The sequence below is a fragment of the Kribbella sp. NBC_01505 genome (assembly GCF_045040285.1).
In the GTDB taxonomy this organism is placed as follows: domain Bacteria; phylum Actinomycetota; class Actinomycetes; order Propionibacteriales; family Kribbellaceae; genus Kribbella.
This window is the reverse complement of the sequence record NZ_CP109425.1, coordinates 814,228-840,875: the sequence shown is the minus strand read 5'-3', so window position 1 is coordinate 840,875 and position 26,648 is coordinate 814,228. Positions and strand designations below refer to the sequence as shown.

The 26,648-nt window shown below is 68.0% G+C and carries 29 protein-coding genes; 15 read left to right on the top strand and 14 right to left on the bottom strand.

Going from position 1 to position 26,648, the window contains the following annotated elements; genetic code table 11:
• Positions 1 to 98 precede the first annotated feature (98 nt).
• Positions 99 to 1,082, top strand: a complete 984-nt coding sequence (locus tag OG474_RS03655; protein ID WP_405060742.1) for a LuxR C-terminal-related transcriptional regulator — start codon at positions 99 to 101, stop codon at positions 1,080 to 1,082.
• A gap of 1,123 nt (positions 1,083 to 2,205) precedes the next feature.
• Here the strand turns inward: OG474_RS03655 and OG474_RS03650 are convergent.
• Positions 2,206 to 2,910, bottom strand: coding sequence for an isocitrate lyase/phosphoenolpyruvate mutase family protein (locus tag OG474_RS03650; protein WP_405060741.1), 705 nt, complete (start codon positions 2,908 to 2,910; stop codon positions 2,206 to 2,208).
• Positions 2,907 to 3,368: a carboxymuconolactone decarboxylase family protein gene (locus tag OG474_RS03645; protein WP_405060740.1), complete on the bottom strand. Its 462-nt coding sequence runs from the start codon at positions 3,366 to 3,368 to the stop codon at positions 2,907 to 2,909. The genes OG474_RS03650 and OG474_RS03645 overlap by 4 nt, the downstream gene beginning before the upstream one ends.
• Before the next feature lie 46 nt (positions 3,369 to 3,414).
• Between OG474_RS03645 and OG474_RS03640 the strand changes: the two genes are divergently transcribed.
• Complete coding sequence (locus tag OG474_RS03640) at positions 3,415 to 4,806, top strand: PLP-dependent aminotransferase family protein (protein ID WP_405060739.1); 1,392 nt, start codon at positions 3,415 to 3,417, stop codon at positions 4,804 to 4,806.
• Here the strand turns inward: OG474_RS03640 and mmuM are convergent.
• Genes mmuM through OG474_RS03610 form a run of 6 tightly spaced genes read right to left on the bottom strand, consistent with a single transcriptional unit; the run spans position 4,795 to position 10,130 of the window.
• The gene (mmuM, locus tag OG474_RS03635) at positions 4,795 to 5,667 is read right to left on the bottom strand and encodes a homocysteine S-methyltransferase (RefSeq protein ID WP_405060738.1); all 873 of its coding nucleotides are present in this window, start codon (positions 5,665 to 5,667) and stop codon (positions 4,795 to 4,797) included. The genes OG474_RS03640 and mmuM overlap by 12 nt on opposite strands.
• A gap of 4 nt (positions 5,668 to 5,671) precedes the next feature.
• Positions 5,672 to 6,580 (bottom strand): FAD-dependent oxidoreductase, encoded by a 909-nt coding sequence (locus OG474_RS03630; RefSeq protein WP_405060737.1) that lies wholly within the window; start codon positions 6,578 to 6,580, stop codon positions 5,672 to 5,674.
• Positions 6,581 to 6,594: 14 nt separating this feature from the next.
• Entirely contained in the window at positions 6,595 to 7,674 is a 1,080-nt protein-coding gene (locus tag OG474_RS03625; RefSeq protein ID WP_405060736.1) for an esterase-like activity of phytase family protein, read from the bottom strand.
• A gap of 31 nt (positions 7,675 to 7,705) precedes the next feature.
• Entirely contained in the window at positions 7,706 to 9,025 is a 1,320-nt protein-coding gene (locus OG474_RS03620; protein WP_405060735.1) for an enolase C-terminal domain-like protein, read from the bottom strand.
• On the bottom strand, positions 9,022 to 9,927 hold the full coding sequence (gene kdgD / locus OG474_RS03615; protein ID WP_405060734.1) for a 5-dehydro-4-deoxyglucarate dehydratase: 906 nt from the start codon (positions 9,925 to 9,927) through the stop codon (positions 9,022 to 9,024). The genes OG474_RS03620 and kdgD overlap by 4 nt, the downstream gene beginning before the upstream one ends.
• The gene (locus OG474_RS03610) at positions 9,924 to 10,130 is read right to left on the bottom strand and encodes a hypothetical protein (RefSeq protein WP_405060733.1); all 207 of its coding nucleotides are present in this window, start codon (positions 10,128 to 10,130) and stop codon (positions 9,924 to 9,926) included. The genes kdgD and OG474_RS03610 overlap by 4 nt, the downstream gene beginning before the upstream one ends.
• Before the next feature lie 64 nt (positions 10,131 to 10,194).
• Here OG474_RS03610 and OG474_RS03605 point away from each other — a divergent pair, with 64 nt between their 5' ends.
• On the top strand, positions 10,195 to 10,758 hold the full coding sequence (locus OG474_RS03605) for a hypothetical protein (RefSeq protein ID WP_405060732.1): 564 nt from the start codon (positions 10,195 to 10,197) through the stop codon (positions 10,756 to 10,758).
• Positions 10,758 to 11,045: a transcriptional regulator gene (locus OG474_RS03600; protein WP_405060731.1), complete on the top strand. Its 288-nt coding sequence runs from the start codon at positions 10,758 to 10,760 to the stop codon at positions 11,043 to 11,045. Before OG474_RS03605 ends, OG474_RS03600 begins: the two co-directional genes overlap by 1 nt.
• 1 nt (position 11,046) lies before the next feature.
• On the opposite strand, the gene glmS is transcribed toward OG474_RS03600, so the two are convergent.
• From glmS to nucS, 3 genes are all read right to left on the bottom strand, one after another.
• Positions 11,047 to 12,867, bottom strand: a complete 1,821-nt coding sequence (glmS, locus tag OG474_RS03595) for a glutamine--fructose-6-phosphate transaminase (isomerizing) (protein ID WP_405060730.1) — start codon at positions 12,865 to 12,867, stop codon at positions 11,047 to 11,049.
• A gap of 36 nt (positions 12,868 to 12,903) precedes the next feature.
• Positions 12,904 to 13,185, bottom strand: a complete 282-nt coding sequence (locus tag OG474_RS03590) for a hypothetical protein (RefSeq protein ID WP_405060729.1) — start codon at positions 13,183 to 13,185, stop codon at positions 12,904 to 12,906.
• 96 nt (positions 13,186 to 13,281) lie between these two features.
• Positions 13,282 to 13,941, bottom strand: a complete 660-nt coding sequence (gene nucS / locus OG474_RS03585) for an endonuclease NucS (RefSeq protein WP_405060728.1) — start codon at positions 13,939 to 13,941, stop codon at positions 13,282 to 13,284.
• Between the two features lie 56 nt (positions 13,942 to 13,997).
• Between nucS and OG474_RS03580 the strand changes: the two genes are divergently transcribed.
• The 4 genes from OG474_RS03580 to OG474_RS03565 are packed head-to-tail and all read left to right on the top strand — an operon-like array spanning position 13,998 to position 17,476.
• Positions 13,998 to 14,879, top strand: coding sequence for a class I SAM-dependent methyltransferase (locus tag OG474_RS03580; RefSeq protein WP_405060727.1), 882 nt, complete (start codon positions 13,998 to 14,000; stop codon positions 14,877 to 14,879).
• On the top strand, positions 14,876 to 15,325 hold the full coding sequence (locus OG474_RS03575; RefSeq protein ID WP_405060726.1) for an NUDIX domain-containing protein: 450 nt from the start codon (positions 14,876 to 14,878) through the stop codon (positions 15,323 to 15,325). The genes OG474_RS03580 and OG474_RS03575 overlap by 4 nt, the downstream gene beginning before the upstream one ends.
• A gap of 44 nt (positions 15,326 to 15,369) precedes the next feature.
• On the top strand, positions 15,370 to 17,148 hold the full coding sequence (locus OG474_RS03570; RefSeq protein WP_405060725.1) for a 3-hydroxyacyl-CoA dehydrogenase family protein: 1,779 nt from the start codon (positions 15,370 to 15,372) through the stop codon (positions 17,146 to 17,148).
• Between the two features lie 58 nt (positions 17,149 to 17,206).
• On the top strand, positions 17,207 to 17,476 hold the full coding sequence (locus tag OG474_RS03565; RefSeq protein ID WP_405060724.1) for a hypothetical protein: 270 nt from the start codon (positions 17,207 to 17,209) through the stop codon (positions 17,474 to 17,476).
• Here the strand turns inward: OG474_RS03565 and OG474_RS03560 are convergent.
• Entirely contained in the window at positions 17,464 to 18,246 is a 783-nt protein-coding gene (locus OG474_RS03560; protein ID WP_405060723.1) for a phytanoyl-CoA dioxygenase family protein, read from the bottom strand. The genes OG474_RS03565 and OG474_RS03560 overlap by 13 nt on opposite strands.
• A gap of 49 nt (positions 18,247 to 18,295) precedes the next feature.
• On the opposite strand from OG474_RS03560, the gene OG474_RS03555 reads away from it, so the two are divergent.
• The 4 genes from OG474_RS03555 (at position 18,296) to OG474_RS03540 (ending at position 21,723) form a co-directional block, all read left to right on the top strand.
• Positions 18,296 to 19,084, top strand: coding sequence for a helix-turn-helix domain-containing protein (locus OG474_RS03555; RefSeq protein WP_405060722.1), 789 nt, complete (start codon positions 18,296 to 18,298; stop codon positions 19,082 to 19,084).
• A 184-nt stretch (positions 19,085 to 19,268) separates the two neighbouring features.
• Entirely contained in the window at positions 19,269 to 20,147 is an 879-nt protein-coding gene (locus OG474_RS03550) for an ABC transporter substrate-binding protein (protein ID WP_405060721.1), read from the top strand.
• Positions 20,144 to 20,992 (top strand): amino acid ABC transporter permease, encoded by an 849-nt coding sequence (locus OG474_RS03545; RefSeq protein WP_405060720.1) that lies wholly within the window; start codon positions 20,144 to 20,146, stop codon positions 20,990 to 20,992. Before OG474_RS03550 ends, OG474_RS03545 begins: the two co-directional genes overlap by 4 nt.
• On the top strand, positions 20,989 to 21,723 hold the full coding sequence (locus OG474_RS03540; RefSeq protein ID WP_405060719.1) for an amino acid ABC transporter ATP-binding protein: 735 nt from the start codon (positions 20,989 to 20,991) through the stop codon (positions 21,721 to 21,723). Before OG474_RS03545 ends, OG474_RS03540 begins: the two co-directional genes overlap by 4 nt.
• A 28-nt stretch (positions 21,724 to 21,751) precedes the next feature.
• Here OG474_RS03540 and OG474_RS03535 read toward each other — a convergent pair whose 3' ends face one another.
• Positions 21,752 to 22,396, bottom strand: coding sequence for a response regulator (locus OG474_RS03535; protein ID WP_405060718.1), 645 nt, complete (start codon positions 22,394 to 22,396; stop codon positions 21,752 to 21,754).
• Positions 22,348 to 23,643, bottom strand: a complete 1,296-nt coding sequence (locus OG474_RS03530) for a sensor histidine kinase (RefSeq protein ID WP_405060717.1) — start codon at positions 23,641 to 23,643, stop codon at positions 22,348 to 22,350. Before OG474_RS03530 ends, OG474_RS03535 begins: the two co-directional genes overlap by 49 nt.
• 130 nt (positions 23,644 to 23,773) lie before the next feature.
• Here OG474_RS03530 and OG474_RS03525 point away from each other — a divergent pair, with 130 nt between their 5' ends.
• From OG474_RS03525 to OG474_RS03515, 3 genes are all read left to right on the top strand, one after another.
• Entirely contained in the window at positions 23,774 to 24,820 is a 1,047-nt protein-coding gene (locus OG474_RS03525; protein ID WP_405060716.1) for a fatty acid desaturase family protein, read from the top strand.
• Positions 24,821 to 24,895: 75 nt separating this feature from the next.
• The gene (locus tag OG474_RS03520) at positions 24,896 to 26,287 is read left to right on the top strand and encodes a M28 family peptidase (RefSeq protein ID WP_405060715.1); all 1,392 of its coding nucleotides are present in this window, start codon (positions 24,896 to 24,898) and stop codon (positions 26,285 to 26,287) included.
• Positions 26,288 to 26,340: 53 nt separating this feature from the next.
• Positions 26,341 to 26,640 carry a hypothetical protein gene (locus OG474_RS03515; RefSeq protein WP_405060714.1) on the top strand — a complete coding sequence of 100 codons (300 nt, stop codon included), beginning with the start codon at positions 26,341 to 26,343 and terminating at the stop codon, positions 26,638 to 26,640.
• Positions 26,641 to 26,648 lie beyond the last annotated feature (8 nt).

Below are 26,648 nucleotides of genomic sequence, written 5' to 3'. Positions count from 1 at the left end.
GTTTAGGAAAGATACCTACCAAAGCCGGGGCTTCCAATGGTAACTTCACGCCGACGCCACCCGCCCTGGTGGCCGAGATCCTGGTGGGGGATTGTCGCGTGGTTGCCAACGTCACCGCCGGCTTCAGCCGGCAGCCGCAGAGCCTGTCCGAACACGAGAAACTCGTCCGCGAACTACTACCCGTCGATGTGGCCGAGGCCTACCTCGAGCTGACACACACCGGCGCACGGGTCACGCAGATCGCGGACCCGGTCGACCAGGAGCTGCTGAACCGGCAGCTCGCCTATGTGCAGCCCGGTCTCGACGCACCGCTGATCCGGGCCGTCGATCCGCTCATCGCGGTGACCGGACTGCTGACGCAGGTGCACCACGAGCTGACCAAGCAGCACGGCAGACTCCTCCAGGGGTACGTCGCGGCCGCCGAGATGCACCAGCTCCAGCTGCACGACCGCCGGTCCGACCATGTCCCGTCAGTGCTCGCGCAGGTCATCAGCGACCCCGACGAACTCACTGCGCGCTGGACGACCTCCATCCAGACCGTGCAGTGCAGCTACCGCTCGATCGTCACCGGTGAAGGCGTCGCACCGGTGTTGCCGGCGCCGATCAACGGCCAGTGCGACACCATGCGCTACCGCGAGCTCTGTACGCCGGAGTACCTGGCCGAACGCGGTATGCAGACCGCACTGGACGCCGGGATGGAGGTCCGCACACTCCGCGACCTACCGACCCGGATGGTCATCGTCGACGACCACTTCGCCCTGATCGGCCTCGCCGCAGGCGGCAGCACCGGCGCACTGCTCGTCCGCTCGTCCGAGCTGGTCGCAGCACTAACGCAGTACTACGACCAGCTATGGGAGAGCGCCACTCCCGTCAACCAAGCGCAAACCACCGGCCTCGGGGGCACCGAGCGCGAGGTGCTCCGGCTACTGGTCCACGGTCTCAAGGACGACGCAATCGCACGCCACCTCCGACTCAGCGTCCGCACCGTACGCCGCCACATCGCCGCAATCATGGACTTCGTAGACGCCCCCACCCGCTTCGCCGCCGGCGCCGCAGCCCAACGCCTAGGCCTACTCGGCTAACCCAAGCGGCGGACAGCCACTGCTGACCTCACTGGCCGCATCGCAGCGAGCGAATGCTCGGCTTTGCGGGGCTCTACGGCCACCCAGTGCCTGTTGCGATTCGGCAGGCGGCGTCCTCGCTAAACCGGTTCGGGGAGGGTTTGAGACCGATTCGGGGGGTGAATCCTCCCCAGATCGCGTTGCGGGAGGGTCGGAGGCTCCCCGAACCGGTTTGGGGAGCGATGTCGCGAGAGGTGATCGGTCGCGGTGGCTGGGATCTTTGGCTGGGCAGGAACCCCGCCGTCCCGAATGTGCTCGTCCCGTCCGGCCGCTCGGATTCGGCCGGTGGGGTAGGCGGTGGCTGGTCGCCGCTGCGGCCGGTATTACCTGAAGCGGTGTGGCGGGGTGGTCTTCGGTTGAGGGGGATGGTTCGGTCGGTGACCGCGGTTCCCCGTCGCCTGTGGTTGACGGGCTGTGGTTGCCGCCGACGATCAGGAGGCTTGCTGGCTGACCCGTTGCGGTGGTTGGTGCCGCCAGATCAGCTGGCTGGGGGTGAGTGCGAGGGCTGGGTCGTCGAGTGTGTGCTGGCTGAGGTGGTGCTCCCCGCGAGTGAAGCCACCGTGCGAGTGTGAGCTCCTGGGGCGTCGAGTGTGGGAAGTGTGTCGCCGGAAATCGATATCCAGCGACACACTTCCCACACTCGAGTGCTGATCGCACACTGGCTTCACTCGCGGGGGAACTTTTCCCGGACAGCGACCTGAAGTTACCGACTACCGTCACCCCGCCTAGCCCAGCCATAGCCCGGAACCTCAAGCAACCGAAACCGTGGTCACCGACCTCGCCATCCCCCTCAGCCCCAGACCACGCCCACCAGCGCTTCAGTAAATCGTCCGCCGCGGCGACCAGCCACCGCCTACGTGTCCGGCCTGTCCGGTGCGGCGCGAATCGGGGGCACACCAACGACCTCTGCGGGGGCCTACTGCCGCCCAGCGACAGCAGATCCCCGCAAACCCGCACCAACCGGAGCAACCGCACGCAACGTCCGAAGATCCGGAGACCATGCCTGCGGGTCCTTCGGACGTTGTGGAAGGGCTGTGGCTAACGTCCGAGGATCCGGAGGGTGGGTGTGCGGGTTCTTCGGACGTTAGGGGTGGAGGGTTGGTAGGAGGGTTTGGAGGGAGTCCATCAGGTGCTGGTGGACGCTGGTGCCGTAGGTGATGCGGTGGGCGCCGGCCGTGATGAGGTCGGCGGCGGTGGGGCCGGTGGGTTTGGCGTGGGCGTTGATCGGACCGCCGATCTCGGCGACCAGCTCGGGGAGTACGTCGAGTGGGGCGAAGATCGGGTAGATGCAGTCCGCACCGGCCCGGCGGTAGAGGCGTCCGCGGGCGACTGCGTCGGCGGGGGTGCCCTGCATGAGGAACGTGTCGACTCGGGCGTTGATGACCAGGTCGGCACCGGCGGTCGCGCGCACCTCGGCCAGGTAGTCGGCGAAGAGAGCAGGGTCGACCAGTCCGCCGTCCAACGAGTCCTCGAGGTTGCAGCCGACCGCACCGGTCTCCAGCAACCGCTCAGCGAATTCCTTGGCCGACAGACCGTACCCGGCCTCCATATCCGCGGTCACCGGTACGTCGACCGCCCGCACCATCCGGGCAACCGCGCTCAGCATCTCGGCGGGCGGGGTGAGCTGGCCGTCGTCGTACCCGAGGACTCGTGCCATCGCGCCACTGCTGGTGGCGATCGCCGGTGCGCCACCCGCGGCGATGATCTGGGCGCTGACCGGGTCCCATGCGTTCGGCAGGACCAGCGGTGGGCCCGCGTGGTGGCGGGCCCGGAAGGCTGCTGCGGTCATGGCTTGTAGTGGCCCGGTGCCATCTTGCCGGTGATCCCGACCCGGTTCCACGCGTTGATCATGATGATCAGCGCGATCAGCTGGGCGAGCTCCTTCTCGTCGAAGTGCTCGGCCGCGAGCTGGTAGACCGAGTCCGGCACGTGGCCGTCGCTGACCAGCGTGATCGCCTCGGTCAGCTCCAGCGCGGCCTGCTCCTGCTCGGTGAACAGGTTGCGCGACTCGCGCCAGACCGGCAGCACGTTCAGCTTCTGCTGCGGGCCTTCGCCGTGCAGGTAGTCGAGGCTGTGCATGTCGGTGCAGTACGCGCAGCCGTTCACCTGGGAGGCGCGCGCCCGGATCAGGTTCGCGAAGTTCGCGTCCAGACCGACGCCCGCGGTCGCGTCGAGCGCGATCAGGGCCTGGTAGAAGTCGGGGGCCACGCTGGCCAGCTTCACTCGTCGAGTAGTCGTTGTGCTCATGTCTCCAACCTAGGCCGGGATCGGCCCAGGTGTATGGTCCACTTCCATGGAAGATCCAGGGGCCAATTCCGGAGCAATCGCTGGGGCTGATCTGCATCTCGACCTGGCCGCATCGCGCGGCCGCAACGACCTGGTCCAGGCGCTGCACGCCTCCATCCGCAGCGGCCGCCTCCCGGCCGGCACCCGCCTGCCGTCCTCGCGTTCACTGGCCAAGGACCTCGGCATCGCCCGGAACACAGTCGCCGACGCCTACGGCCAACTCGTCGCCGAGGGCTGGCTGACCGCCCGCCAAGGCTCCGGCACCGTTGTCGCCAGCCGGGCCAACACGACCCCGCCGCCCGGCGCGACGGTGCCGCCGGTCCGCTCCTTCCGCTACGACCTGACCCCCGGCTCACCCGACGTCTCGACATTCCCGCGCGGTGAGTGGCTCGCGGCCGCCCGCAAGGCCTGGCCGGCCGCCCCGAACGAGGCGTTCGGCCTCGGCGACCCCCGCGGCCGGATCGAGCTCCGCCGTACCCTGGCCGACTACCTGGCCCGCGCCCGCGGCGTCCGCGCCGATCCGGAACGCATGCTGATCTGCTCCGGCTACGTCCAGGCCCTCAGCCTGCTCTGCGAGGCAGTCCGGAACCAAGGCGGTACGACGGTCGCCACCGAGGAGTTCGGCTACAGCCTGCACCGCGACGTCATCCGCGCCCGCGGTCTCGAACCTGTCCCGCTCCCACTCGACCAGTACGGCGCAGACACGTCGTACCTGACCGGCCAAGCCGCACTGCTCACCCCGGCCCACCAGATGCCGACCGGCGTTCCGCTCTCCCCAGAGCGCCGTACGGCGGCTGTCGAGTGGGCTGCCGAATCAGGCGGGGTGCTGATCGAGGACGACTACGACGGTGAGTTCCGCTACGACCGGCAGGCCGTCGGAGCCCTGCAGGCGTTGGATCCGGAGCGAGTCGTCTACACCGGCACTGCCAGCAAGAGCCTCGCCCCGGGCGTCCGCCTCGCCTGGATGGTCCTCCCGCAACATCTGCTCGAGCCGGTGATCGCGGCCAAGCGGGTGGCCGACTACCAGACCGCGACGCTCGAGCAGTTGGTCCTCGCCGAGTTCATTGCCTCCGGCCACTACGACCGGCATGTACGGCGTTCGCGCCTGCACTACCGCCGTCGCCGCGACCGCCTCGTCGAACTGCTCGCGGAGCGCGCCCCGAACGTCCAGGTCGCCGGAATCGCAGCCGGCATGCACGTCCTGATCGACGTACCGGGTGATGCCGAGGACATGGTCGAACGCGCGGCCCGCCAAGGTCTCGGCCTGGCCAGCATGAGCACCTACCACTTCGCCCCGACCCCGGCGACCCGCCAAGCCGTCATCGTCGGCTACGGCACCCCACCGGATCACGCCTACCCGGGCGCCCTCGACCTGCTCTGCCAAGTCCTAGGCGTCTGAGATCGCGGCGGCCAAAGCGCGGATACCGGCCGGGCCGACGCGGCAGCAGCCGCCGATATACCTGGCGCCGGCAGCGGCCCACGCCGGGGCGAGCTCGGTGAGAGTCTCCGATGAGCCGGTCCAGCTGCGGGCAGCCGCGTCCCAGATCTCACCGCTGTTGGGATAGACCACGGCCGGTCGATGTGTGACCGCGAGAGGGACGGCCGGACCGACCTCCTCCGGCGCGCAACAGTTGAGGCCGACGGCAACCACCTGGTCGAGAGCGGCGAGCGCGAACGCGTCGGCCAGTGGTTGTCCGGCCCGGGTCCGGCCGTCCGCGGCGCTGTAGGAGAGCCAAGCCGGAAAGTCGAGCTCCTGCAACAGCTGGACCAGGACCTCGGCCTCGTCGAGATCGGGGATCGTCTCGACAGCGAGCAGATCGGGGCCCGCGCCGATCAGCAACTCGAGCCGCGGACCGTGGAAGTCGCGCAGGGCCGAAGCACTGACGCCGTACCGCCCTCGGTATTCGGAGCCGTCGGCAAGGAACGCGCCGTACGGACCGACCGACGCGGCGACCAGACGGTCGCCACCGAACTCGTCGCGGACCTCCCGGGCGATGCGCACGCTGGAAGCGATCAGCCGTTCGGCCTCTCCGGCCGTTACCCCGGCCTGCGCGAAGCCGGGGACGCTCGCTTGGTAGCTGGCGGTGGTCGCAACCATCGCACCGGCCTCGAAGTACGCGCGGTGGACGGAGGCGATCTCCGCAGGGGCGTCCTTCAGCAGGCGAGCCGACCACAGGGCGTCGGACAGGTCATGACCGCGGTCCTCGAGCGCGTTCGACAGGCCGCCGTCGAGGATGATTGTCTTCTCAGAAGAGTGCACTGGCTCAGAGCGCACTGGTCAACGCCAGAACCTCGTCGGCGCAGCCCCAAGAGAGCGTGACGCCCGAGCCGCCGTGGCCGTAGCAGTGGATGACGTTGTCCACCCGCTCGCACCGAACCGCAGGCCGGGCCGGACGCAGCCCGACCCGCGCGCGCAGAATCGTTGCCTTGCGCAACTGCGGCACCAGCTCGGCGGCACGCTCCAGAATCGCCGTGCTCACCAAGGGATCGACGGCCATGTTCCAGTCGCCCGGTTCACTCGTCCCGCCGACGATCACGTCGTTGGAGCGCGGGATGACGACAGTTGAAGCATCATCACGATCCGCGATCAGCCACTCTGAGATCCCACACTGCGCAACACTCAGCACCTGCCCACGCACCGGCGTCACAGTCGGATCGGTCGCAGTCAACCGAGCTCCGAGGCCGGTGCAGTTGACCACGAGGTCCGCCGTACTAGGCAAGCCGGACAGGGCCGCGCGGGTCAGCGTGCCGCCGGCGTTCTCGAGCCGCTTCACCAGCGACGGCAGGTACTGAGGCATCTCCACCACCGGCGCGGTGAACGCCCACCCGTCCGCGAACCCGACCGGCGGCGACGCCACCCGCGTCAGATCCGGCAGTACGTCGGCCCACTCCGGATCCGGTGTCCGCTCCACCCGCAGCTCACGCCCGTGCCGCAGCTGCACCGACGGCTCGTGCTCGGCCAGCTTGGTGAACTCGTCGTACGACGTCCTCGCCCACGCGGTCACCCGGTCGGCGGGCTCGGCCAGGTACGGACCCCAGACCGCCCCTGCCACTGAAGACGTCGTCTCCAGCGGCAGGTCGCGAGCAAGGACCGCCACCTCGTAGCCATTCTCGGCCAACCGGACGGCACACGTCAGTCCGATGACACCGGCACCCACCACAATCACGCGCATACGCACAGTGTTGCTTAGTAGAGGTCAACCGCCAACGAGTAGAAGCGGGTGGTCTGCTTGGGGCCGTAGTTGTCGTCCGACATCAGGTACAGCTGCCGCCGTCCACCTGGCAGGTAGCCGCCCAGCGCCAGCGCTTCGACGTTGTCCAGCAACGGGTTCGGCTGCGGCTGCTCGGCGGTCGCACCGGACGGCGGGCAGTTCACCAGATCGAACAGCAGCTTCTTCTGCACGAAGACCTTGTCGGAGGCGTCAGCCAGCGACGCCCACTTGCTGACATCACTTGCGTGCCGCAACGACACCGTGAAGACCCGGATCGTGTTCCCGATGCCCGGGACGAACGTCCGCTCCATCGAGACCAGTTCGGTCGGGCTCACCCAGGCCAGCTCGACCAGCGAGAGACCAGGGTCGGTCTTGTACGCGTACTGCGAAGCGACGCGGTAGTCATGTCCGGAGCGGCCGGTGTAGTGCAGGATCCGGTTCCGGCCACGGCCGTCGGCGTCCCGTCCGTCCGGAGCCAGCGGCTCCTCCATACCCGCGAACACCGACCGCCCGTCCCGGCTGGCCGCCAGCGACTCGAAGGTTCCGTTCGAGACCGCCTCGCCGGCCGGAGCGACCTGGAAACGCGTCGGCACCGGCAGCGACCCGATCTGCAGACCGTCGGAGAGCCGGAAGCGCCGGATCGACGGCTCGCGCTCCGACGTCGCGAGGATGGTCCGATTCCCACGCTCGACGACCAGTCCCTCGCCGTCGAAGTCCTGTCCGTTGTACGGCGTACCGTCCGGCCGCTTGAGGATCGTCATCCCGTCGACGCTGACCGTCGGCTTGCCGCTGACCTTCAAGCTGAAGACCCGCGCAGGCGACGTGAGCACGTTGTCGACCAGCGCGACCGCACTGTGCGGTCCGGTCACGTTCAGGGCGGACAGTCCGGCGACGAGTTGCCCGTCGTACGTCGTCTTGTTCAGCGCGTCGCTGAACCCGAGGAACCGGGCGTCAGGCGAGCATGCGCCGCCAACCGGCGGATGAGCTACAGCAGTGAGCGGGGTGGCAAGTGCAGTGAGTACAACAGCAGCGGCGAGCGGCTTCTGCCAACGCATTCCAGACTCCTCGATCAACGAAGGATGAACATCAGCGCACCAGACAGGGTCGCTTCGGATCGAACGCCCAGTCCTTGATCACATACTGCATGGCGACCGCATCGTCGCGCGCACCGAGTCCATGCTTCAGATACAACTCGTGGGCTGCCTGCAAGGCCTCCCGGTCCAGACTGACCCCGAGCCCAGGCGCAGTCGGTACGGCGATCTGCCCGTCGACGATCTGCAGCGGAGCAGTGGTCAGAGCCTGCCCGTCCTGCCAGATCCAGTGGGTGTCGAGCGCCGCAATCTCGCCCGGAGCCGCCGCTCCGACATGGGTGAACATCGCCAGCGAGATGTCGAAGTGGTTGTTGGAATGCGAACCCCAGGTCAACCCGAAGTCGTTGCAGAGCTGCGCCACCCGCACCGACCCGGCCATCGTCCAGAAATGCGGATCCGCGAGCGGGATGTCGACGGCATCCATCCGTACCGCCTGCGCCAGCTCACGCCAGTCGGTCGCGATCATGTTCGTGGCCGTCCGCAATCCCGTCGTACGGCGGAACTCGGCCATCGTCTCGCGCCCGGAGAACCCGGCCTCAGCTCCACACGGATCCTCGGCGTACGCGAGCACGTCGTGCAGACCGTTGCACAAGGCAATGGCTTCCCGCACCGGCCAGGCGCCGTTGGGATCGATGGTTATCCGCGCGCTGGGGAATCGCTCCGCCAAAGCACGAACAGCGGCGATCTCAGCCGAGCCCTCGAACACTCCGCCCTTCAACTTGAAGTCGGCGAACCCGTACCGCTCCTGCGCAGCCTCAGCCAAAGCAACCACATCATCAGGCGTCAACGCGGCCTGCCGACGCAGCTGCGACCAGCGGTCGTCACCAGCGTCGTTCAGATAGGGCAGATCGGTGCGCTCCGAATCGCCAACATAGAAGAGATAACCCAGCACCGGCACCTGGCTTCGCTGCTGTCCTTCACCGAGCAACTCAGCCACCGGTACGCCGAGATGCTGTCCGAAGAGGTCGAGGAGTGCTGACTCGAGCCCGGTCACCGCATGAACCGTCGTACGGAGGTCGAACGTCTGCAACCCGCGCCCACCGGCATCCCGATCCGCGAAGGTAGCTGCGACAGAACGAAGCAGACGTCGGTAGTGGGCGATCTCCTGACCGACCAGCAACTCGGCCGCCTCGGTGATAGTGCTGGCGATCTTGCCCCCACCCGGAACTTCGCCGAGCCCGGTGTTCCCCGAGCTGTCCGTCACGATCACCACGTTGCGAGTGAAGAACGGCCCGTGCGCGCCGCTCAGATTGAGCAGCATGCTGTCGTGGCCCGCGACCGGGACGACCTCGACGGACGTGACGGTCGGCGTCACTTCACGCGCCCGATCAACCCAGTGAGCTCAGCCAGTTCATCCTCACTCAGGTCCTGCAGCGGTGGTCGAACCGGCCCCGCCGACCGGCCGATCGCTTTCACGCCGGCCTTGACGATCGAGACGGCGTACCCCTTGGTGCGATCACGGACGTCGAGGTACGGGATGACGAAGTCGTTCAGCTTGCGGTAGACCGCGTCGCGATCCTGCGCGAGCACATCGGCGTAGAAGCCGAGCGCGAACTCGGGCACGAAGTTGAAGATCGCCGACGAGTAGGTGCTGACCCCGAGCTGCAGCAACGGCAGCGCGAAGGTCTCGGCGGTCGGCAGCCCGCCGATGTAGGTGAGCCGGTCGCCGACCCGCGCGTAGGTCCGCGTCATCATCTCGACATTGCCGACGCCGTCCTTCAGACAGACCAGGTTGTCGTTGCGCTCGGCAAGCTCCGCGACCGACACATCGGTCAGAATCGCGTTCGCCCGGCTGTAGACGGTCACACCGAGCTGCGTACTACGGCAGACCGCCGACACGTGCTCGACCAGCCCCCGCTGACCCGCCTCGGTCAGGTACGGAGGCAGCAGCAACAGCCCATCCGCACCCGCGGCCTCAGCCGCCTGCGCCTGCGCGATCGCGGCAAACGTCCCACCGGTCGCCGGCGCGATCACCGGCACCCGCCCAGCCACCTCCGAGACAGCCGCCCGGACGACGGTGTCGATCTCGGCCGGCGTCAGCGAGAACCCTTCCCCGGTTCCACCCGCCGCGAACAGCCCGGCGACGTCGTACTGGCTCAACCAGGACAGGTGCTCGCGGTACGCCGGTTCGTCGAAGCTCAGATCGGGGCGGAAGTGCGTCACGGGAAACGAGAGCAGACCGGACTTCAGCTGGGCGGCGAGTTCAAGAGGAGTCACACCCGCCAGCCTAGGAACGTCGATGGATACCTGTCCAAGGTTGTTTTTGGATCCATTGATGCTCTCAGGGCATCGCTCGCACTCGATGCAGCACCGGATTGGCCGAGTCGCGATGCCAGAGTCATGTCGAGCCGCTCGGCCCGGCCGAAGTGCAGTTCCTCGGCGACCGCCACGAACGCGGTCAGCTGGTCCAGCGAGAACATGATTCCCGAAAGGTACCAAGACCCTTACTTGCCAACTTGGAAAGTTCGACGCATACTTTCCAACATGGAAAGTAATGAGAGACCCAATCCCGCTGAGGCGGCCGCGGCGCTGGACGACCTGCAGCGCTCACAGAGCAAGCTGGCGGCCGGGCTGCGGCTGCCGTCCGGCTTCTATGTCACGATCGGACTCGCGATCAGCGCGACGATCTTCCTGTTCGCCCGCGGTCTGGCAGGCGGCACCGAACAGGTGCCACTGCTTCTGCTCGCGGGACTGGTCGTCTTCGCGGTCGTCGCCGGCATCCAGGTCCTGCGCTTTCGCAGGCTCAACGGCGCGTTGGTGGGGAGCATGGTCAGCCAGGTCGTCCTGGGGAAGGGGACGCTGTCGTCGGTCACCTATGCCGCGGCGCTGGCCGGCGCGGTGTGGGCGGGGTACTCCGGCAACTGGTGGTTGGCTGCGCTCTGCGCAGTGGCCGGCGGTGCCGGTTACGTCGCCGGCGGAATGCGCTGGATGCGGCAGTATCGGGCCGAACCGCAGCTCAACGGACGCGGCGGCGAGATGGCCTGGTGGGTTGCTGCCGTCATCGGGCTCGTGGTGGCCGGTTCGATCCTGCTCGTCGGCAGCCGCTGATGGCTGACCTGGATGTGCACCTGCAAGCACCGGCTCGCCTCAAACTGATGAGTCTGCTGGTGACCGTCACCGAGTTGGAGTTCGCCACCCTGCGCGAGCAGCTCGACGTCAGCGACTCGGTCCTGTCCAAACATGTCGCGGCCCTGGCCGAGGTCGGCTACGTGCGGAGCCGCAAAGGCAGCCACCTCGGCCGGCGTACCACCTGGATCTCCATCACCAGCACCGGCCGGAAGGCCCTCAGCACGCACGTCGCCGTACTGAGGGCCATCGTCGCGAACGTCGAATGAACTACTCGACGGTGACGGACTTCGCCAGGTTGCGCGGCTTGTCGACGTCGTGGCCGAGGGCGACGGCCGCGTAGTACGCGAGGATCTGCAGCGGGATCGTGAGCAGGATCGGGTCCAGCTCCGGCTCGTTCTTCGGGACCACGATCTTCGCGGCGACCCCGTCCGGTACGTCGACGCCCGGGTGGGTGACGACGTACAGGGGACCGGAGCGGGCGGCGATCTCGTGCAGGGCGCCGATGTTGCGGTCGAGCAGCTCGTCCTGCGGGACGATCGCGACACTCGGGACATCCGGCGAGATCAGGGCCAGCGGGCCGTGCTTGAGCTCGGAGGTCTGGTACGCCTCGGCGTGCCGGTAGGAGATCTCCTTCAGCTTCTGCGCGCCTTCCCGGGCGACCGGGTAGCCGCGGGTGCGGCCGACGAAGAACAGGCTCTCGTGCTGGGCGAGGCGGCCGGCGATCTTGGCCAGCTCCTCCTCCTGGTCGACGATCGACTGGATGTGCTCGGGGAGCTTCTTGAGTCCGTCGATCAGCCGGCGCCCGTCGGCGGGGGAGACGTCGCGGATCCGGCCGAGGTGGATGCCGAGCATCGCGAACGCGACGGCCATGTTGGTCAGCGCCTTGGTCGAGGCGACCGAGACCTCCGGGCCGGCGTGCAGGTAGACACCGCCGTCGACGGCGCGGGCGATGCTGGAACCGACCGCGTTCACCAGGCCGATCACCCGGCCACCCTTGCGCTTGAGCTCCTGGACGGCGACCAGCGTGTCCAGCGTCTCGCCGGACTGGCTGACCGCGATGTACAGCGTGTCGCGCTCGACCACCGGGTTGCGGTAGCGGAACTCCGACGCCGGCTCGGCGTCGGCGGGGATCCGGGCGACCTCCTCGATGAACTGCGCGCCCATCTGACCGGCGTAGTACGCCGAGCCGCAGCCGAGGATCTTGACCCGCTTGATCTCGCGGGCCTCGCGGGCGTCCATGTTCAGGCCGCCCAGGTGGACGGTGTGGAAGCGCTCGTCGAGACGGCCGCGCAGCGCCCGGCCGACCGCGTCCGGCTGCTCGTGGATCTCCTTCATCATGAAGTGCTCGTGCAGGCCGCGCTCGTACTCGTCGGCCTCCCAGTCGACCGTCTTCGCGGTCTTCGTGGTCGGCGCCGCGTCCTGGGTGAAGGTGCGGTAGCCGTCGGCCTTGACGGTCGCCATCTCGCCGTCGTCCAAGTAGACGACCTGGCGGGTGTAGCGGATCAGCGCGGCGGCGTCGGAGGCGATGTGCATCTCGCCGTCGCCGATGCCGAGGATCAGCGGGCTGCCGTTACGGGCGACCACGATCCGGTCCGGGAAGTCGAGGTCGATCACGGCGATGCCGTAGGTGCCCTCGATCCGGCGCAGCGCGGCCATCACCTTCTCCTCGAGGGTGGCGCCGTCGGACTGCTCGATCAGGTGCGCGAGGACCTCGGTGTCGGTCTCGGAGCGCAGCTTGACGCCGGCCTCCTCGAGCTGGGCGCGGAGCACGCCGGCGTTGTCGAAGATGCCGTTGTGGACGACCGCGATCCGCTCGTTGCCGCTGGCGTGCGGGTGCGCGTTGTCCTTGCTCGGGCCGCCGTGGGTCGCCCAGCGGGTGTGGCCGATGCCGAGCTTGCCGCCGAACCGCTTCGGCAGCGAGGCCTCCAGCTCACGGACGCGCCCGGCGTCCTTGTGCACCTTCAGCTCACTGGTGCCGAGGACGGCGACACCTGCCGAGTCGTACCCGCGGTACTCCAGCCGGGCCAGGCCGTCCACCAGGATGGGCGTGGCCGGCTTGGTGCCGACGTACCCGACGATTCCGCACATGTGTTGGTGCCTTTCGTAGGTCTTGGGTAGCAGCCGTCAGCCGTAGACGATCCGTCGGAGCTGACGCGCGGACAGTTCGGGCGAGCGCACCGGCCAGTGCCGGAGCTCGGAGCCCACGCGCGCGAAGATCTCGTCGTTGCGGGCGCCGTAGGTCTGCAACTCACGGTGCCGCCGCCGCACGTACTCCTCGGCGGTCTCCGTGAAGAACGCCAGCACGTCCGCGACCACTCGTCGCGCGTCATCCGCGGACAGTCCCGTCGTCCGGCTGACCTGCTCGGCCAGTTCGTCCACCGGGGCTGCCGCCGCCTCACTGATCACCCGACAACTCTGCAGCGTTTCAGGGTCCAATACAAAGAATCTGCCCGAAATCGGGCAAAAATGCTGATCCGTCAACCTAGAACAGGCCTCAGTAGTCTAGAAAAGGCGCAGAACGTCCGATTCCATGCCGCGGAGGAGGTCGTAGTCGACCGTCACACACTCCAGGCCGCGGTCGGTGGCGAGGAACTGGGCCTGCGGCTTGATCAGCTGGGCGGCGAAGATTCCGCGCACCGGCGCCAGTAGCGGGTCGCGGTTCAGGAGCTCGACGTACCGGGTCAGCTGCTCGACCCCGTCGATCTCGCCGCGCCGCTTGATCTCCACGGCCACGTGCTTGCCGTCGGCGTCCCGGCACAAGAGGTCGACCGGTCCGATCGCGGTCGGGTACTCGCGCCGTACCAGCGTGAAGCCCTCACCGAAGGTCTGGACGTGCTCGGCCAGCAACTCCTGGAGGTGCGCCTCGACGCCGTCCTTGATCAGGCCGGGGTCGGTTCCGAGCTCGTACGCCGTGTCGCTGTGCACCTCCTTGAGGGTGATGCGCAGCTCCTCGCCGGCCTTGTTCGTGACGCTCCAGACGTCGTCCTCCACGACCAGCTTGCAGGGCGGGGACATCCAGTTGAGCGGTTTGTACGAACCACCGTCGGCGTGGATCAGCACAGAGCCATCCGCCTTCACCATCAGCAACCGCGGCGCCATCGGCAGATGGGCGGTCAGACGGCCGGAGTAGTCCACAGAACACGTTGCAATCACCAAGCGCACGTCGTGACGCTACAGCACGTCGACCACTGTCGGCGGTCCGTGCGAAGGTGGTTCGCATGAACCTGATGTGTCCCGCGCGGATCCTGCTGCTGCCGGGCGACGTCCAGGACGCGGCTGTGGGCGAGCGGATCGCGCAGGTCTACGCGGCGACGTTCGACGCGGCCGCCGGCTCGCGCTTGGCGGATCGGCTCGGGGTGCAGCTGACCGTCGTGCCAGACCTGGTACGGCGGCCTGACGCGGAGCTGCAGTCGATCGCGGACCAGCATCGCGGTGAGACCGTCGTCGTCCTCGGAGTGGACCTCGGCCTCAAACTGCCCGCGGTCGTCGAGCACACCGGCGACGGCTGGATCCGCGTTCAGACGGACAACGAGCGAACGCTGGCAACCTACGAGCAGGCGGCGGAAGCGTTCCGGGAGTCGATCCCGAAGGAGCCGAACCACGAGCTCATCGACCAGCTGGCAGAGCTCGTTCCGGCCGGCGCGCGGGTGCTGGAGCTGGGCAGTGGGACCGGCCGCGACGCCATCGAGCTCGAACGCCGCGGCTACGCGGTGCGGCGGACAGATGCGACCGAAGCCTTCCTGGAGATGATGCGCACCGACGGTCACGACGCCACGCGGCTCGAAGCGCTCGCCGACGACTTCGGCGGACCGTACGACGCAGTCTTCGCCGACGCGGTCTTCCTGCACTTCAAGCGCAGCCAGCTGGCCGGAGTCCTGTACAAGGCCGCCCGCGCAGCCCCCGTGCTCATCTTCAGCACCATCGAAGGCTCCGGTGAAGAGTGGTCGAACCGCTACCTCGACCTCCCTCGCCACTTCGTCATGTGGCAGGAACAGCCCCTGCGCGACCTGCTCACCACCACCGGCTGGACAGTCCGCCAACTGATCCGCACCCCCACGCCGCGCCGTACCTGGCTCAACGTCTCGGCGGTTCGCTCATGATGCGCGGTGGCGTCCTGCTGTTCTCGGCCGACGGCATCGCCGTGATCGAGCGGGTTCGCGCAGGTACGACGTACTACACGCTTCCCGGCGGTCAGCTGGAAGCAGGGGAGAGCACGGCTGAGGCCGCGCGCCGGGAGTCCGTCGAGGAGCTCGGGGTGCAGGTGAAGATCCACGGGCTGGTGGCGGTTGTGCACTTCGGGCATCAGACGCAGCACTACTTCCTCGCCGAGGCGATCGGTGGTCAGTTCGGCACCGGCGACGGCCCGGAGATGGATAGTCCGGTCGATTCCGAGGCGGGCAGCTACCGGGCGATGTGGCTGCCGCCCGCCCGGTACGGCGAGCTGAAGCCGAAACCGATCGGTGCCGCGCTGGCCGCCGTACCGGATCCTGCAGCGCTGGCGAACGAGTGGTTGGACACACCGGCGGTTTTCGACGAGGCAGGGTGACTCAGCTCATGGGCTGACCAGTCGCGGACTGGCATAGTGCCAGCATGGCTCGGGAACTGCAGGTCGTCGGTGTGGTCGGTCTCGGCACGATGGGTGCCGGTATCGCGGAGGTGTTCGCGCGGCACGGCCTGACTGTGGTCGGGGTGGAGCGCGACGACGAGGCCGTCGAGCGCGGCCGCGGTCACATCCAGCACTCGACGGACCGGGCGGTGAAGCGCGGCAAGCTGTCGGTCGAGGACCAGCAGGCGCTGTTCGACCGGGTCACCTTCGCCACCTCGATCGAGGCGCTGGCGGACTGCGACCTGGTGATTGAAGCCGTCATCGAGCGGCTCGAGCTGAAGCGCGAGATCTTCTCGGCGCTCGACAAGGTCGTCCGCGAGGACGCGATCCTCGCCACCAACACCTCGTCGTTGTCGGTCACCGAGATCTCGGTCGCCACCCAGCGCCCGCGCCGCGTGGTCGGCATGCACTTCTTCAACCCGGCTCCGGTGCAGGAGTTCGTCGAGGTCATCAAGACCGTCGTCACCGAGCCGGACGTGGTCGAGGACGTGCAGGCGCTGGCCCGCCGCCTCGACAAGGTCCCGGTCGTCGCGGCCGACCGGGCCGGCTTCATCGCCAACGCTCTGCTCTTCGGCTACCTGAACCACGCCGTCTCCATGGTCGAGTCGCACTACGCGACCCGCGAGGACGTCGACGCCGCCATGCGGCTCGGCTGCGGCTACCCGATGGGCCCGCTCGCGCTGCTCGATCTGATCGGTCTCGACACGGCCTACGAGATCCTCGACACGATGTACAAGCAGGGCCGGAACCGGCTGCACGCGCCGGCCCCGATCCTCAAGCAGATGGTCACCGCCGGCTTGCTCGGCCGCAAGACCGGCCGCGGCTTCTACACCTACGAGTCTCCGGACTCGCCGGTCGTCATCGACGACGAGCAGACCCCCCGGCCGAACGGCGCGGAGACCGTGATCCGCCCGATCCAGCAGGTCGGCGTGGTCGGCTCCGGCACGATGGCGGTCGGCATCATCGAGGTCTGCGCCAAGGCCGGCTACGACGTCCTGTACGTCGCCCGCGGCACCGAGAAGGTCGACAAGGTGCGCGCCGGACTGGAGCGCTCGCTCGAGAAGGGCGTCCAGCGCGGCAAGCTCTCCTCCGACGACCGGGACGCCGCGCTGCGCCGGATCACCGGAACCGCCCGACTCGACGATCTGGCCAACGCCGACCTGGTGATCGAGGCCGTGGTCGAGGAGTTGAGCGTCAAGCAGGCCCTCTTCGAGACCTTCGACGAGATCTGCAAGCCGACCGCGATCCTGGCCACCACGACCTCGTCCCTGCCGGTGATCGATCTGGCGATGGCGACCAAGCGGCCGGCCGCCGTGGTCGGCCTGCACTTCTTCAACCCGGCCCCGGTGATGAAGCTGGTCGAGATCGTCAGCACGGTCAGCACCGCCCCGGACGTCGCAGACACCGTCGCAGCCCTGGCAGTTGCCGCAGGCAAGCACCCCGTCCGCTGCGGCGACCGGGCCGGCTTCATCGTGAACGCGCTGCTCTTCCCGTACCTGAACGACGCGGTCCGGATGCTCGAGGCGCACTACGCCGGCGTCGACGAGATCGACGCCGCCATGAAGCTCGGCTGCCGCCTCCCGATGGGCCCGTTCGAACTGCTCGACGTGGTCGGCCTCGATGTCTCGCTCGCCATCCAGCGCACCCTCTATCTGGAGTTCCGCGAACCCGGCTTCGCCCCCGCGCCCCTCCTCGAACACCTCGTCACCGCCGGCTACCTCGGCCGCAAAACAGCCAGGGGCTTCCGCGACTACGCAAGCTAACCGCGCCTAGCTCAGCGCCCCAGACGCCCGGCCGATCGGTCTCGCCATCGACGGCACAGTGCTGGCCCTGTGCGACGACGGTCCGCTGACGGACTCGTTGACCCGCGGGCTGCAAGTCCTGGACCGGCTGACGATCCCGCGGCATGTCACCGAGGACTGGGGGCAGTACGCCGGTGTCAACCAGCCCAGGCCGGGCCTGTCCTTCCGCGCCATCCGTGAGGATCGGTCGTACGGCCGCATGTTGCTTCGGCTGCTCGGCTTCTCCGCCGGCCTGCTCGGGCTGACCTGGCTCGGTTGTTTCGCCGCGGTGTCGATCTACGGCTCCTGATCGCCGTAGTCGCCGCATGGTCCACCGCCGATCGCCTCAGGCAGTGTGGTGGGCTGGTGGTCCGGCCGTATCAGCGGGTTGTAGAAGGCCGCGATCTCGGTGCTCGCCTCGGGGACGTAGTGGAAGATCAGCGAGCGGCGGAAGCGGTCGGCACTGCTGTTGGGTCGGGAACCGTGCACGACGCTGCCATGGAAGAACAGCACGTCTCCAGCTTGCATCTTGGTCTGGATCTTCTGCAGGCCGTCGGGGATCGGCACCTCGGCGTTCGTGAAGGACTCGGTCAGGTCGGCGGGCTCCGGGCAGACCAGCTCGGTCCGGTGGGAACCGGGGACGACTGCCAGCCCGCCGTTCTCCGCGTCCACGTCGTCGATCGCGATCCAGGCCGCCAGACAAGTCTCCGGATCGGCGCGCAGGAACATGTTGTCCTGATGCAGCGCCTGGCCACGCGCGCCCGGCGGCTTGAAGTAGAACATCGACTGGGCGGCGAGCGGTGGCCCGATCAGGGCTGTGACCACATCGAGGATCCGGCTGTCGAGCATCAACTCCCGCGCTAGCCGCCCGGCCGCCACGTCGGTCCGGCGGTGCGGATGCACGAAGCGCGGATACCTGGTCAGCGGGTCCTCGTCCGGGAGTCCGTCGTCGAAGTCCATCGACCGATCGGTTTCGACCTGTTTCATAAAGGCGTTCCGGATCTCCTCGACCTCGTGGGAATCCAGAAGCTGAGGGACCTGAACGATCCCTTCGGTGGCGTAGATCTCGGTGACTGTCATGAATCAAGGATGCGTCGCCATGAGCGCGCGCACGATAGTCTATCGAGCTATGAATATTGGAGATCCTGCTGAGTCTCCGACACCCGAGGTGCGTCGGCTGGTGGCCGGCGAGTTCGACGAGGGACCGGAGTACTCGACCTATCGCAGCCGCGGCACCACCGACTGGCTGCTCGTCCTGACCCTGCACGGCTCCGGACACTTCAGCGAGATCGTCGTCGAGCGCGGCACCGTCGTACTGGTTCGTCCGGGCACGCCGCACGACTACGGGACGGTGGGGGAGCGGTGGCACTTCAGGTATGCCCACCTGCATCCCAAACCGGAGTGGTTGCCCTTCCTGGACTGGCCGGAGGTTGCCCCCGGCATCTTGTGTCTGCAGCTCACGAGGGTGGAGAAGATTGCCGACTATCTCCTCGACGCTGCCAGGTACCAACGCTTCCCGCTGCCGCAAGGTGAACAGCTCAGCGTGAACTCGCTTGAGGCCGCCCTGCTGTGGTGCGACACCCACAACCCCAAAGCCGCCCGCATCGACGACCGCCTGCTCCGAGTCGTCGAGCTGATCGACCAGGACCTCAAGACGCCGCTCGATCTCCCGGCGCTGGCCCGCGCGGCCAACCTCTCGGTCTCCCGCTTCGCGCACCTCTTCCGTGAGCAGCTTGGCGTCAGTCCGCAGCAGTTCGTGGAACGCCGCCGCCTCGACGCCGCCGCCCGCCTCCTCACCCTCACCACCCGCTCGATCGCGTCAGTAGCCGCCGAAGTCGGCTTCACCGACCCCCTCTACTTCTCCACCCGCTTCCGCCTCCACACCGGCACCAGCCCCACCACCTACCGCCGCCGCTGACCCACACCGCGCCGCCGTGGCCAAGGCCAGTTCTCGTGGCTGTGGAGGGTAAACGGTGGGCTTGAACAAGTAATGACCTGTGCTGACCCACCGGTTCCTGTTCAAGCCCACGGTTGGTGGCTCACCAGCAGTGTGGGGTGGGGATCCTGCTGAGTCTCCGTGGGCTGGTCGTACGCTTCTCGGCATGACTTCGCGTGCCAAGACGATTCGGGCCAAGACGATTCGGGCCAGCATGGCGGCTGTTTTGATGGTGGGGCTGGTTGCTTGTGCTCCGGAGGACGAGACGAGCGGTGCGCCGGCGCCGACCGGGGCCGTTGACTGTGGCAAGGACAAGCTCGCGCTGAAGACGGCCGGGACGCTGGCCGTCGCGACGGACAAGCCGGCGTACGAGCCGTGGTTCAGCAAGGACGACCCGGCGAACGGGCAGGGGTACGAGTCGGCCGTCACCTATGCGGTGGCCGAGAAGCTCGGCTTCGCCCGGACCGACGTGAAGTGGCAGACCGTGCAGTTCAACGCCGCGTTCGCGCCCGGGCCGAAGAAGTTCGACCTCGACGTGAACCAGGTGTCGATCTCGGACGCGCGCCGCAAGGCCGTCGACTTCTCCTTCGGGTACTACGACGTCCGGCAGACCGTGATCACCACCGCGGGCAGCAAGATCGCCGGCGTCACGTCGGTGGCAGGGCTGGTGGATGCCAAGCTCGGCGCACAGGTCGGGACCACCAGCTACACGGCCGCCACGGACCAGATCAAGCCGAAGCAGAAGGTCGCGCCGTACGACAACAACGACCTCGCGGTCCAGGCGCTGAAGAACAAGCAGCTCGACGGCATCGTGGTCGATCTGCCGACCGCCTTCTACATGACCGCGGCGCAGCTCGACAACGGCAAGATCGTCGGCCAGCTGCCGGCCTCGGGCACTCCTGAGCAGTTCGGGTTCGTGATGGAGAAGGGCTCGAAGCTGAGGGGCTGCGTGTCCGAGGCGATCGTGGCGTTGCGGACCGACGGCACGCTGGCCAAGCTCCAGAAGCAGTACCTGACCGAGGAAGGCGCGCCCGAACTCTCGTGACCTGGGAACCCTCGGCGCTCCAGCAGGAGCGAACCGCCTTCCGCCGTCGGCAGGCGCGCCGGTCGACGCTGATCGCAGCGGGCAGCTCGGTCGTTCTGCTGCTGCTGGTTGCCGTCGGCATCGGGTCGACACCGGGCTGGCCGCGGGTCCGGGAGACGTTCTTCAACGTCGACCGGGCCTGGGAGGCGCTGCCGACCGTTGCCGAGGGCCTCTGGCTGAACATCCGGGTGATGCTGATCTGCGCCGTACTGATCGTCATCATCGGGATGACCCTGGCGATCATGCGGACACTCCGCGGGCCGATCTTCTTCCCGCTCCGCATCTTCGCCGCGGCGTACACGGACGTCTTTCGCGGACTGCCGTTGCTACTGGTGATCTTCCTGCTCGGCTTCGGCGTGCCGGCACTCCAGCTCCGCGGCCTCCCCAACGACGCGGTGATCTGGGGCGGCGCCGCGCTCGTGCTGACCTACTCGTCGTACGTCGCCGAGGTCTTCCGGGCCGGCATCGAGTCGGTGCACCCGTCCCAACGAGCCGCGGCCCGCTCGCTCGGACTCACCTACCGGCAGACGCTGCGCTTCGTCGTACTGCCGCAGGCCGTCCGCCGAGTCCTCCCACCGCTCCTGAACGACTTCGTCAGCCTGCAGAAGGACTCCGGCCTGATCGCGGTCCTCGGCGTGATCGACGCCATCCGCGCGGCGCAGCTCGAGACCGCGATCGACTTCAACTTCACCCCGTACGTCGTCGCGGGGCTACTGTTCGTCGCCCTGACCATCCCGTTGACCCGGCTGACCGACTACGTCGCCCGCAGACAAGGCTGGTACGGCGGGGGAGGGGGTCCGGTATGAACCTGTTGACGCTGAGTGGAGTGCGTAAGTCGTACGGGGCGAACGTGGTCCTCGACCAGTTCGACCTGGAAATCGATGAGGGCGAGTGCGTCGTCCTGATCGGCGCCTCGGGATCAGGCAAGTCCACGCTGTTGCGCTGCGTCAATCTCCTGGAGGTAGTCGACGACGGCGTGATCGAGCTGGCTGGCGCCGATATCACCGACCCGAGGGTGAACGCGGACAGGGTGCGCTCGGGGATCGGGTTCGTCTTCCAGTCCTACAACCTGTTCCCGCACCTGACCGTGCTCGACAACATCACCCTCGCCCCGATCCGCGTCCACGGCGTCGCCAGAGAGGTTGCGCGAACCCGTGCCCTCGAAATGCTGGAACGCGTGGGGCTGTCAGCCAAGGCGAGTGCCAAACCGGATGAGCTCTCCGGCGGCCAGCAACAGCGGGCAGCCATCGCCCGCGCCATGGTGAACTCGCCCCAGCTCCTGCTGCTCGACGAGGTCACCTCAGCACTCGACCCCGAGCTCGTCGGCGAGGTCCTCGACCTGCTGCGTGAGCTGAAGGACGAGGGCATGACCATGCTCGTCTGCACGCACGAGATGGCCTTCGCCCGGGACGTCGCCGACCGAGTTTGCTTCCTGCACCAAGGCCGCCCGCTCGAGGTCGGCCCACCGGCTCAGGTCCTCGACAACCCGCAAGAGCCCCGGACGCGCGAGTTCCTGAGCCGGATCCGCACCGCTTAGCTGTACCGCGGGTTAGCTGTACTGCGGGCTAGCGGGCTGCCAGATACTGCAGGACTGCCATCACGCGGCGGTTGTCGTCCTCGGACGGCGGCAGATCCAGCTTGGCGAAGATGTTGTTGGTGTGCTTCGACACTGCCTTCTCGGTGACGAAGAGCGCGCCGGCGATCGCGGCGTTCGAACGACCCTCGGCCATCAGGCCGAGCACCTCGGACTCGCGCGGGGTGAGCCGGCCGATCGGTTCGTCGCGGGTGTTGCGGGCCAGCAGCTGACCGATCACGTCCGGGTCCATCGCCGTACCGCCGCCCGCGACCCGGCGTACCGAATCCAGGAAGTCGGCGACGTTGGAGACGCGGTCCTTCAGCAGGTAGCCGACCGCGCCGCCGCCGGTGAGCAGTTCGCGCGCGTACAACTGCTCGACGTACTGGGAGAGGACCAGGATCGGCAGACCGGGGACCTGTTTGCGGGCCTCGATCGCGGCCCGCAGGCCCTCGTCGGTGAACGTCGGTGGCAGCCGGACGTCCACAACGGCCACATCCGGCCGGTGCTCCACCAGGGCGGGCACCAGCCGGGGACCGTTGTCGACTGCCTCGACGACCTCGAAGTCGTGCGCCTCCAGGAGACGGATCAGGCCGTCCCGGAGGAGGGCATGGTCTTCAGCGATGAGGACTCGCAAGGCAGCTCCATGATCACGGTGGTCGGCCCGGCGCTCGGGCTCGCCACGGTCAACGTACCGTCGAAGGCGGCCAGCCGCCGCTCGATACCGTACAGACCGCCACCGGGCCGGACCACCGCGCCTCCCACACCGTCGTCGCCGACGATCATGTGCAGCCGCTCGTGCTCGTGCGTGACCTGGATCCAGGCGGTGGTCGCGGCCGAGTACTTCACCGCGTTCGCCAGGCACTCGGCCACCGCGAAGTACGCCGCGGACTCGACCGGCGCGGGCGGCCGGCCCGGCACGTCGAAGGTGACGTCGACCTTGAACGGGCAGGACATCGCGAGTGCCTTGACTGCGCCTTCCAGCCCGCGGTCGGCGAGCACCGGCGGGTGGATGCCCCGAACCAGGTCGCGCAGCTCGGACAGCGCCGTACTGGCTGACAGCCGGGCCTCAGTGAGCAGCGCGGCGGCCTGGGCCGGGTCGCGAGCCACCATCTCCTCGGCCATGCCGAGGTTCATGCTCAGGGCGGCCAGGCGGGCCTGGGCGCCGTCGTGCAGGTCGCGCTCGATCCGGCGCAGCTCGGCCGCCTGGGTGTCGACGGTCTCGGCCCGGGAGGTGGCCAGCTCGTGGACCCGCAGGGCCAGCTTGGCGCTCTCGGTCGGGCCGAGCAGCGAGCGGGCGATGTAGGCGTTCGCCTTCAGCAGCCGCTCACCGGCGGCCTGCCAGATCATGAAGCCGATCAGCGCGACCGGCATCACCAGGAAGCTCGTCCAGAAGTTGACCGTGAGCAGCCCACCGAACGGCTCGGTGAAGACGCCCTCCGGAGTGACCCCGACCAGCAACGGATAGACCCCGTAGAAGAGCGTGCTCAGGAACAGCACGGCGCTCACCAGGCACAGCGTGAAGCCGACGACCGCGTTCACCAGCAGCCAGATGATGTCACGCCAGGTGGCGGGATCGGTCAGCGTCGTCCGCAGCCACATCAGGATGCCCGGCAGCGGCGGCTTCTTGTACGGCCGCGGGATCGGCTCGCCGATGAAGCCGGCCAGCATCGTGCGGTGACAGTTCGCGAACCAGCGGGTGGCCGGGACGAACGCGAGCAGCAGCGGGATACCGACCCAGACGGCGATCAGCGGCACGGCCACCACGTTGAGCACGAAGAAGGCGATCCCGATCTCCGCCAGGATGGCCAGGGCGAGCGCGATCCACGGCTGTGCGAGTTTGGGATAGCGCATCGGTGGCGCTACGGGGGCAAGAGTGCTCATGGCTCCATCATGACCGAGAGTGAGGCCGCGGCCAGTGGTGCTAACCCCCCAACTGCGGGGGCGTTAACCCCCGGCCGATTCGGGGGATAGCCACAGTGTGTCACCGGCCCGCGGCGGCGAGGCTTGACGCATGACGACCACAGCGACGACCCCAGGGACGACCCCAGACACCCGCGGGAGTGGATTCGCGCCGTTGCTGCGCGAGATCAGGGCCGCCGGACTCCTCGAGCGCCGGACGGCGGCGTACGCGATCTCCATCGGCGTCAACGTGGCGCTGATGGCACTCACGTGGATCGCGATCGCCGCGGTCGGCAGCTCGTGGTGGGTGCTGCTGCTGACGCTCCCGCTGGCGATCCTGACCACCCGGGCGGCGTTCGTCGGGCACGACGCCGGCCATCAGCAGATCGCCAGCTCGCGCAAACTGCACGACTGGATCGGCATGCTGCACGCCGACCTACTGCTCGGGATGAGCTATGCGTGGTGGAACGACAAGCACAACCGGCACCACGCCAACCCGAACCACACCGACAAGGATCCGGACGTCGGCGAGGGCATCCTGGTCTGGACGCGGGAGCAGGCCGAAGGACGTGCGGGTCTGGAGGGCTGGCTGAGCCGCAACCAGGCCCGGATCTTCTTCCCGCTGCTCACCCTCGAAGGCTTCAACCTCAAGTACTCCGGGATCCGCTTCCTCCTGCAACGCCGCCGTACCGAGAAGGTCGAGCTCGGGCTGATGGCCGCGCACCTGGTGCTGTACTTCACCGCGCTGTTCGTGCTGCTGTCGCCGGCGCAGGCGATCGTGTTCGCGCTGCTGCACCACATGATCTTCGGGCTGCACCTGGGCAGCGTCTTCGCACCGGGGCACAAGGGGATGGAGATGCCCGGCGAGGACAGCGATTGGGGTCACCTGGAGAAGCAGGTCCTGACGTCACGCAACATCCAGGGCGGCGTCGTGACGGACTGGATGATGGGCGGGCTGAACTACCAGATCGAGCACCACCTCTTCCCGAGCATGCCGCGGGCGAACCTGCGGCTCGCGCAGCCGATCGTCCAGGCCTACTGCGAGAAGGCCGGACTGCCGTACCTGAGCACCGGGCTGATTCATTCGTACCGAATGGGTCTGCAGCACATGCACGAGGTCGGTCAGGAACTCCGGGACGAAAAGACCTTCTCGCACTGAAAACTCCTTCTCTTACTGAGATTGCTCGATTACCTTCACTTCTCTCGGGGCCGCCCACCTTGTGAGGAGACCTGCATGACCGAAACGTCCGGTTTGAGCCGCCGCGGGCTGTTGGGCGCGGTCGCCGGTGTCACCGCCGCGACCGCGATCCCCGCCGCCCCCGCCTGGGCTGCGGACGACCAGCGGCCCGGCGCACTCAGCCACCCGAAGCTCGACAAGTACGACCGCCAGATCGTCTCCGAGCTGTCCTCGGAGCGGGCGTTGCGGCACCTGCAGGTCCTGTCCGAGCACATCGGCCCGCGGATCGGCGGCACCACCAGCGAGAAGCGGGCGGCCGACTACATCGCCGGCCAGCTCGACCGGTTCGGGTACCGGACCAAGCTGGAGCCGTTCCCGGTGGCGGACAAGTTCCTCGCCCAGATCGAGGACGTCCGCGACATCCTGCCGAACGATCTCTGCTGGCAGGCCGGGGCAGCGCCCGGCGGCAAGCTCGGCGTGAGCGTGGAGGGGCCGGTCCGGGACATCGGCCCGGCCACCGCACCCGTCTGGCCGGCCGATGTGGCCGGCTCGATCGTGATCGCGGACGACACGGCAGCAGCGCGTCCGGCCTTAGTCGCGGAGGCCGCGGCGCGGGGTGCTGTCGCAGTCATCCTGTTGCCTGCCGATCTGGTGTTCCCACGTCGGGCGTCGGCGTTCTCACCGGCCGGTCTGACCGATGCGCCGATCCCGGTGATCGGAGTGGCGCAGGTGCAGAAGCGTCTGATCCGCGAGGCACTCGCAGTGGTGAATTCGCTGCCGCTGCGGATCAGCACCGAGGCTCACCGCGGGCTGACGTCCAACAACGTGATCGGTGAGCGGCGTGGTCGGAGCGGTTCCAACGGTCCGATCGTCATGGTGAGCGGTCACTACGACTCGGTCATCGGCGCACCGGGTGCGAACGACGACGGCTCCGGGACCGTGCTCACTATGGAGATCGCCCGGGTGATGAGCCGCCTCAACACCAATGCGACGCTGCGGTTCGCCCTCTGGGGCTCGGAGGAGCAGGGTCTGATCGGATCGCGGTACCACGTCGCACAGCTGCCGCAGGACCAGCGCGACCGGTACAAGGCTGTGTTCCAGAACGACATGGTCGCGACGAGCTGGGACCCAGCGGTCACGTACTGGATCCTGTCGTTCACCGGCCTGGCGAACACCGCGACCGACGCGGTCCGGTCCTCCGGTCAGCGGCTCGGGTACGCCCCGCAGATGGTCGGTCCAGTACTGCGTGGTGCGTCCGATCACCAGTCGTTCCAGGAGGTCGGCATCGCGTCGGCGAACTTCTCCTGGCGTGGTGAGATCTCACCGGCTCACCTCGAACCGCCGTACCACTCGCCGGAGGACACCATCGCAAAGAACGTCAGCCTGGAACGTCTCCAGGTCTCGATGGAGCTGATCGGCACCGCGGCGTACGCGACCGCACGTCTCTAGTTGCACTGCCTGCACCGGGGTGACATGGCTCATACGGCTAGCCTGGGAGGGCTATGTCGCCCCGGAGCAGGAAACCGTCGAAGTGGCAGCGGCCCGTCAGCGACCGGCCGCTACTGGGCGGTTCCCAGGCGCGGGAGGATCGCGCCGACGGTGAGTGGAACGTCCGGCGCGTGTCGGGCTCCGCGTCCGGCAAGTCCTACCGCTGCCCCGGCTGCGACCAGCTGATCCCGCCGGCCACGCCGCACGTCGTGGTCTGGCCGGACAACCCCAGCCTGCTCGGCGCGCTCGGTGGCGCCCAGTCCCTCGACGAACGACGCCACTGGCACACCGCGTGCTGGGGTCGTCGGCGCTGAAAGGTCCT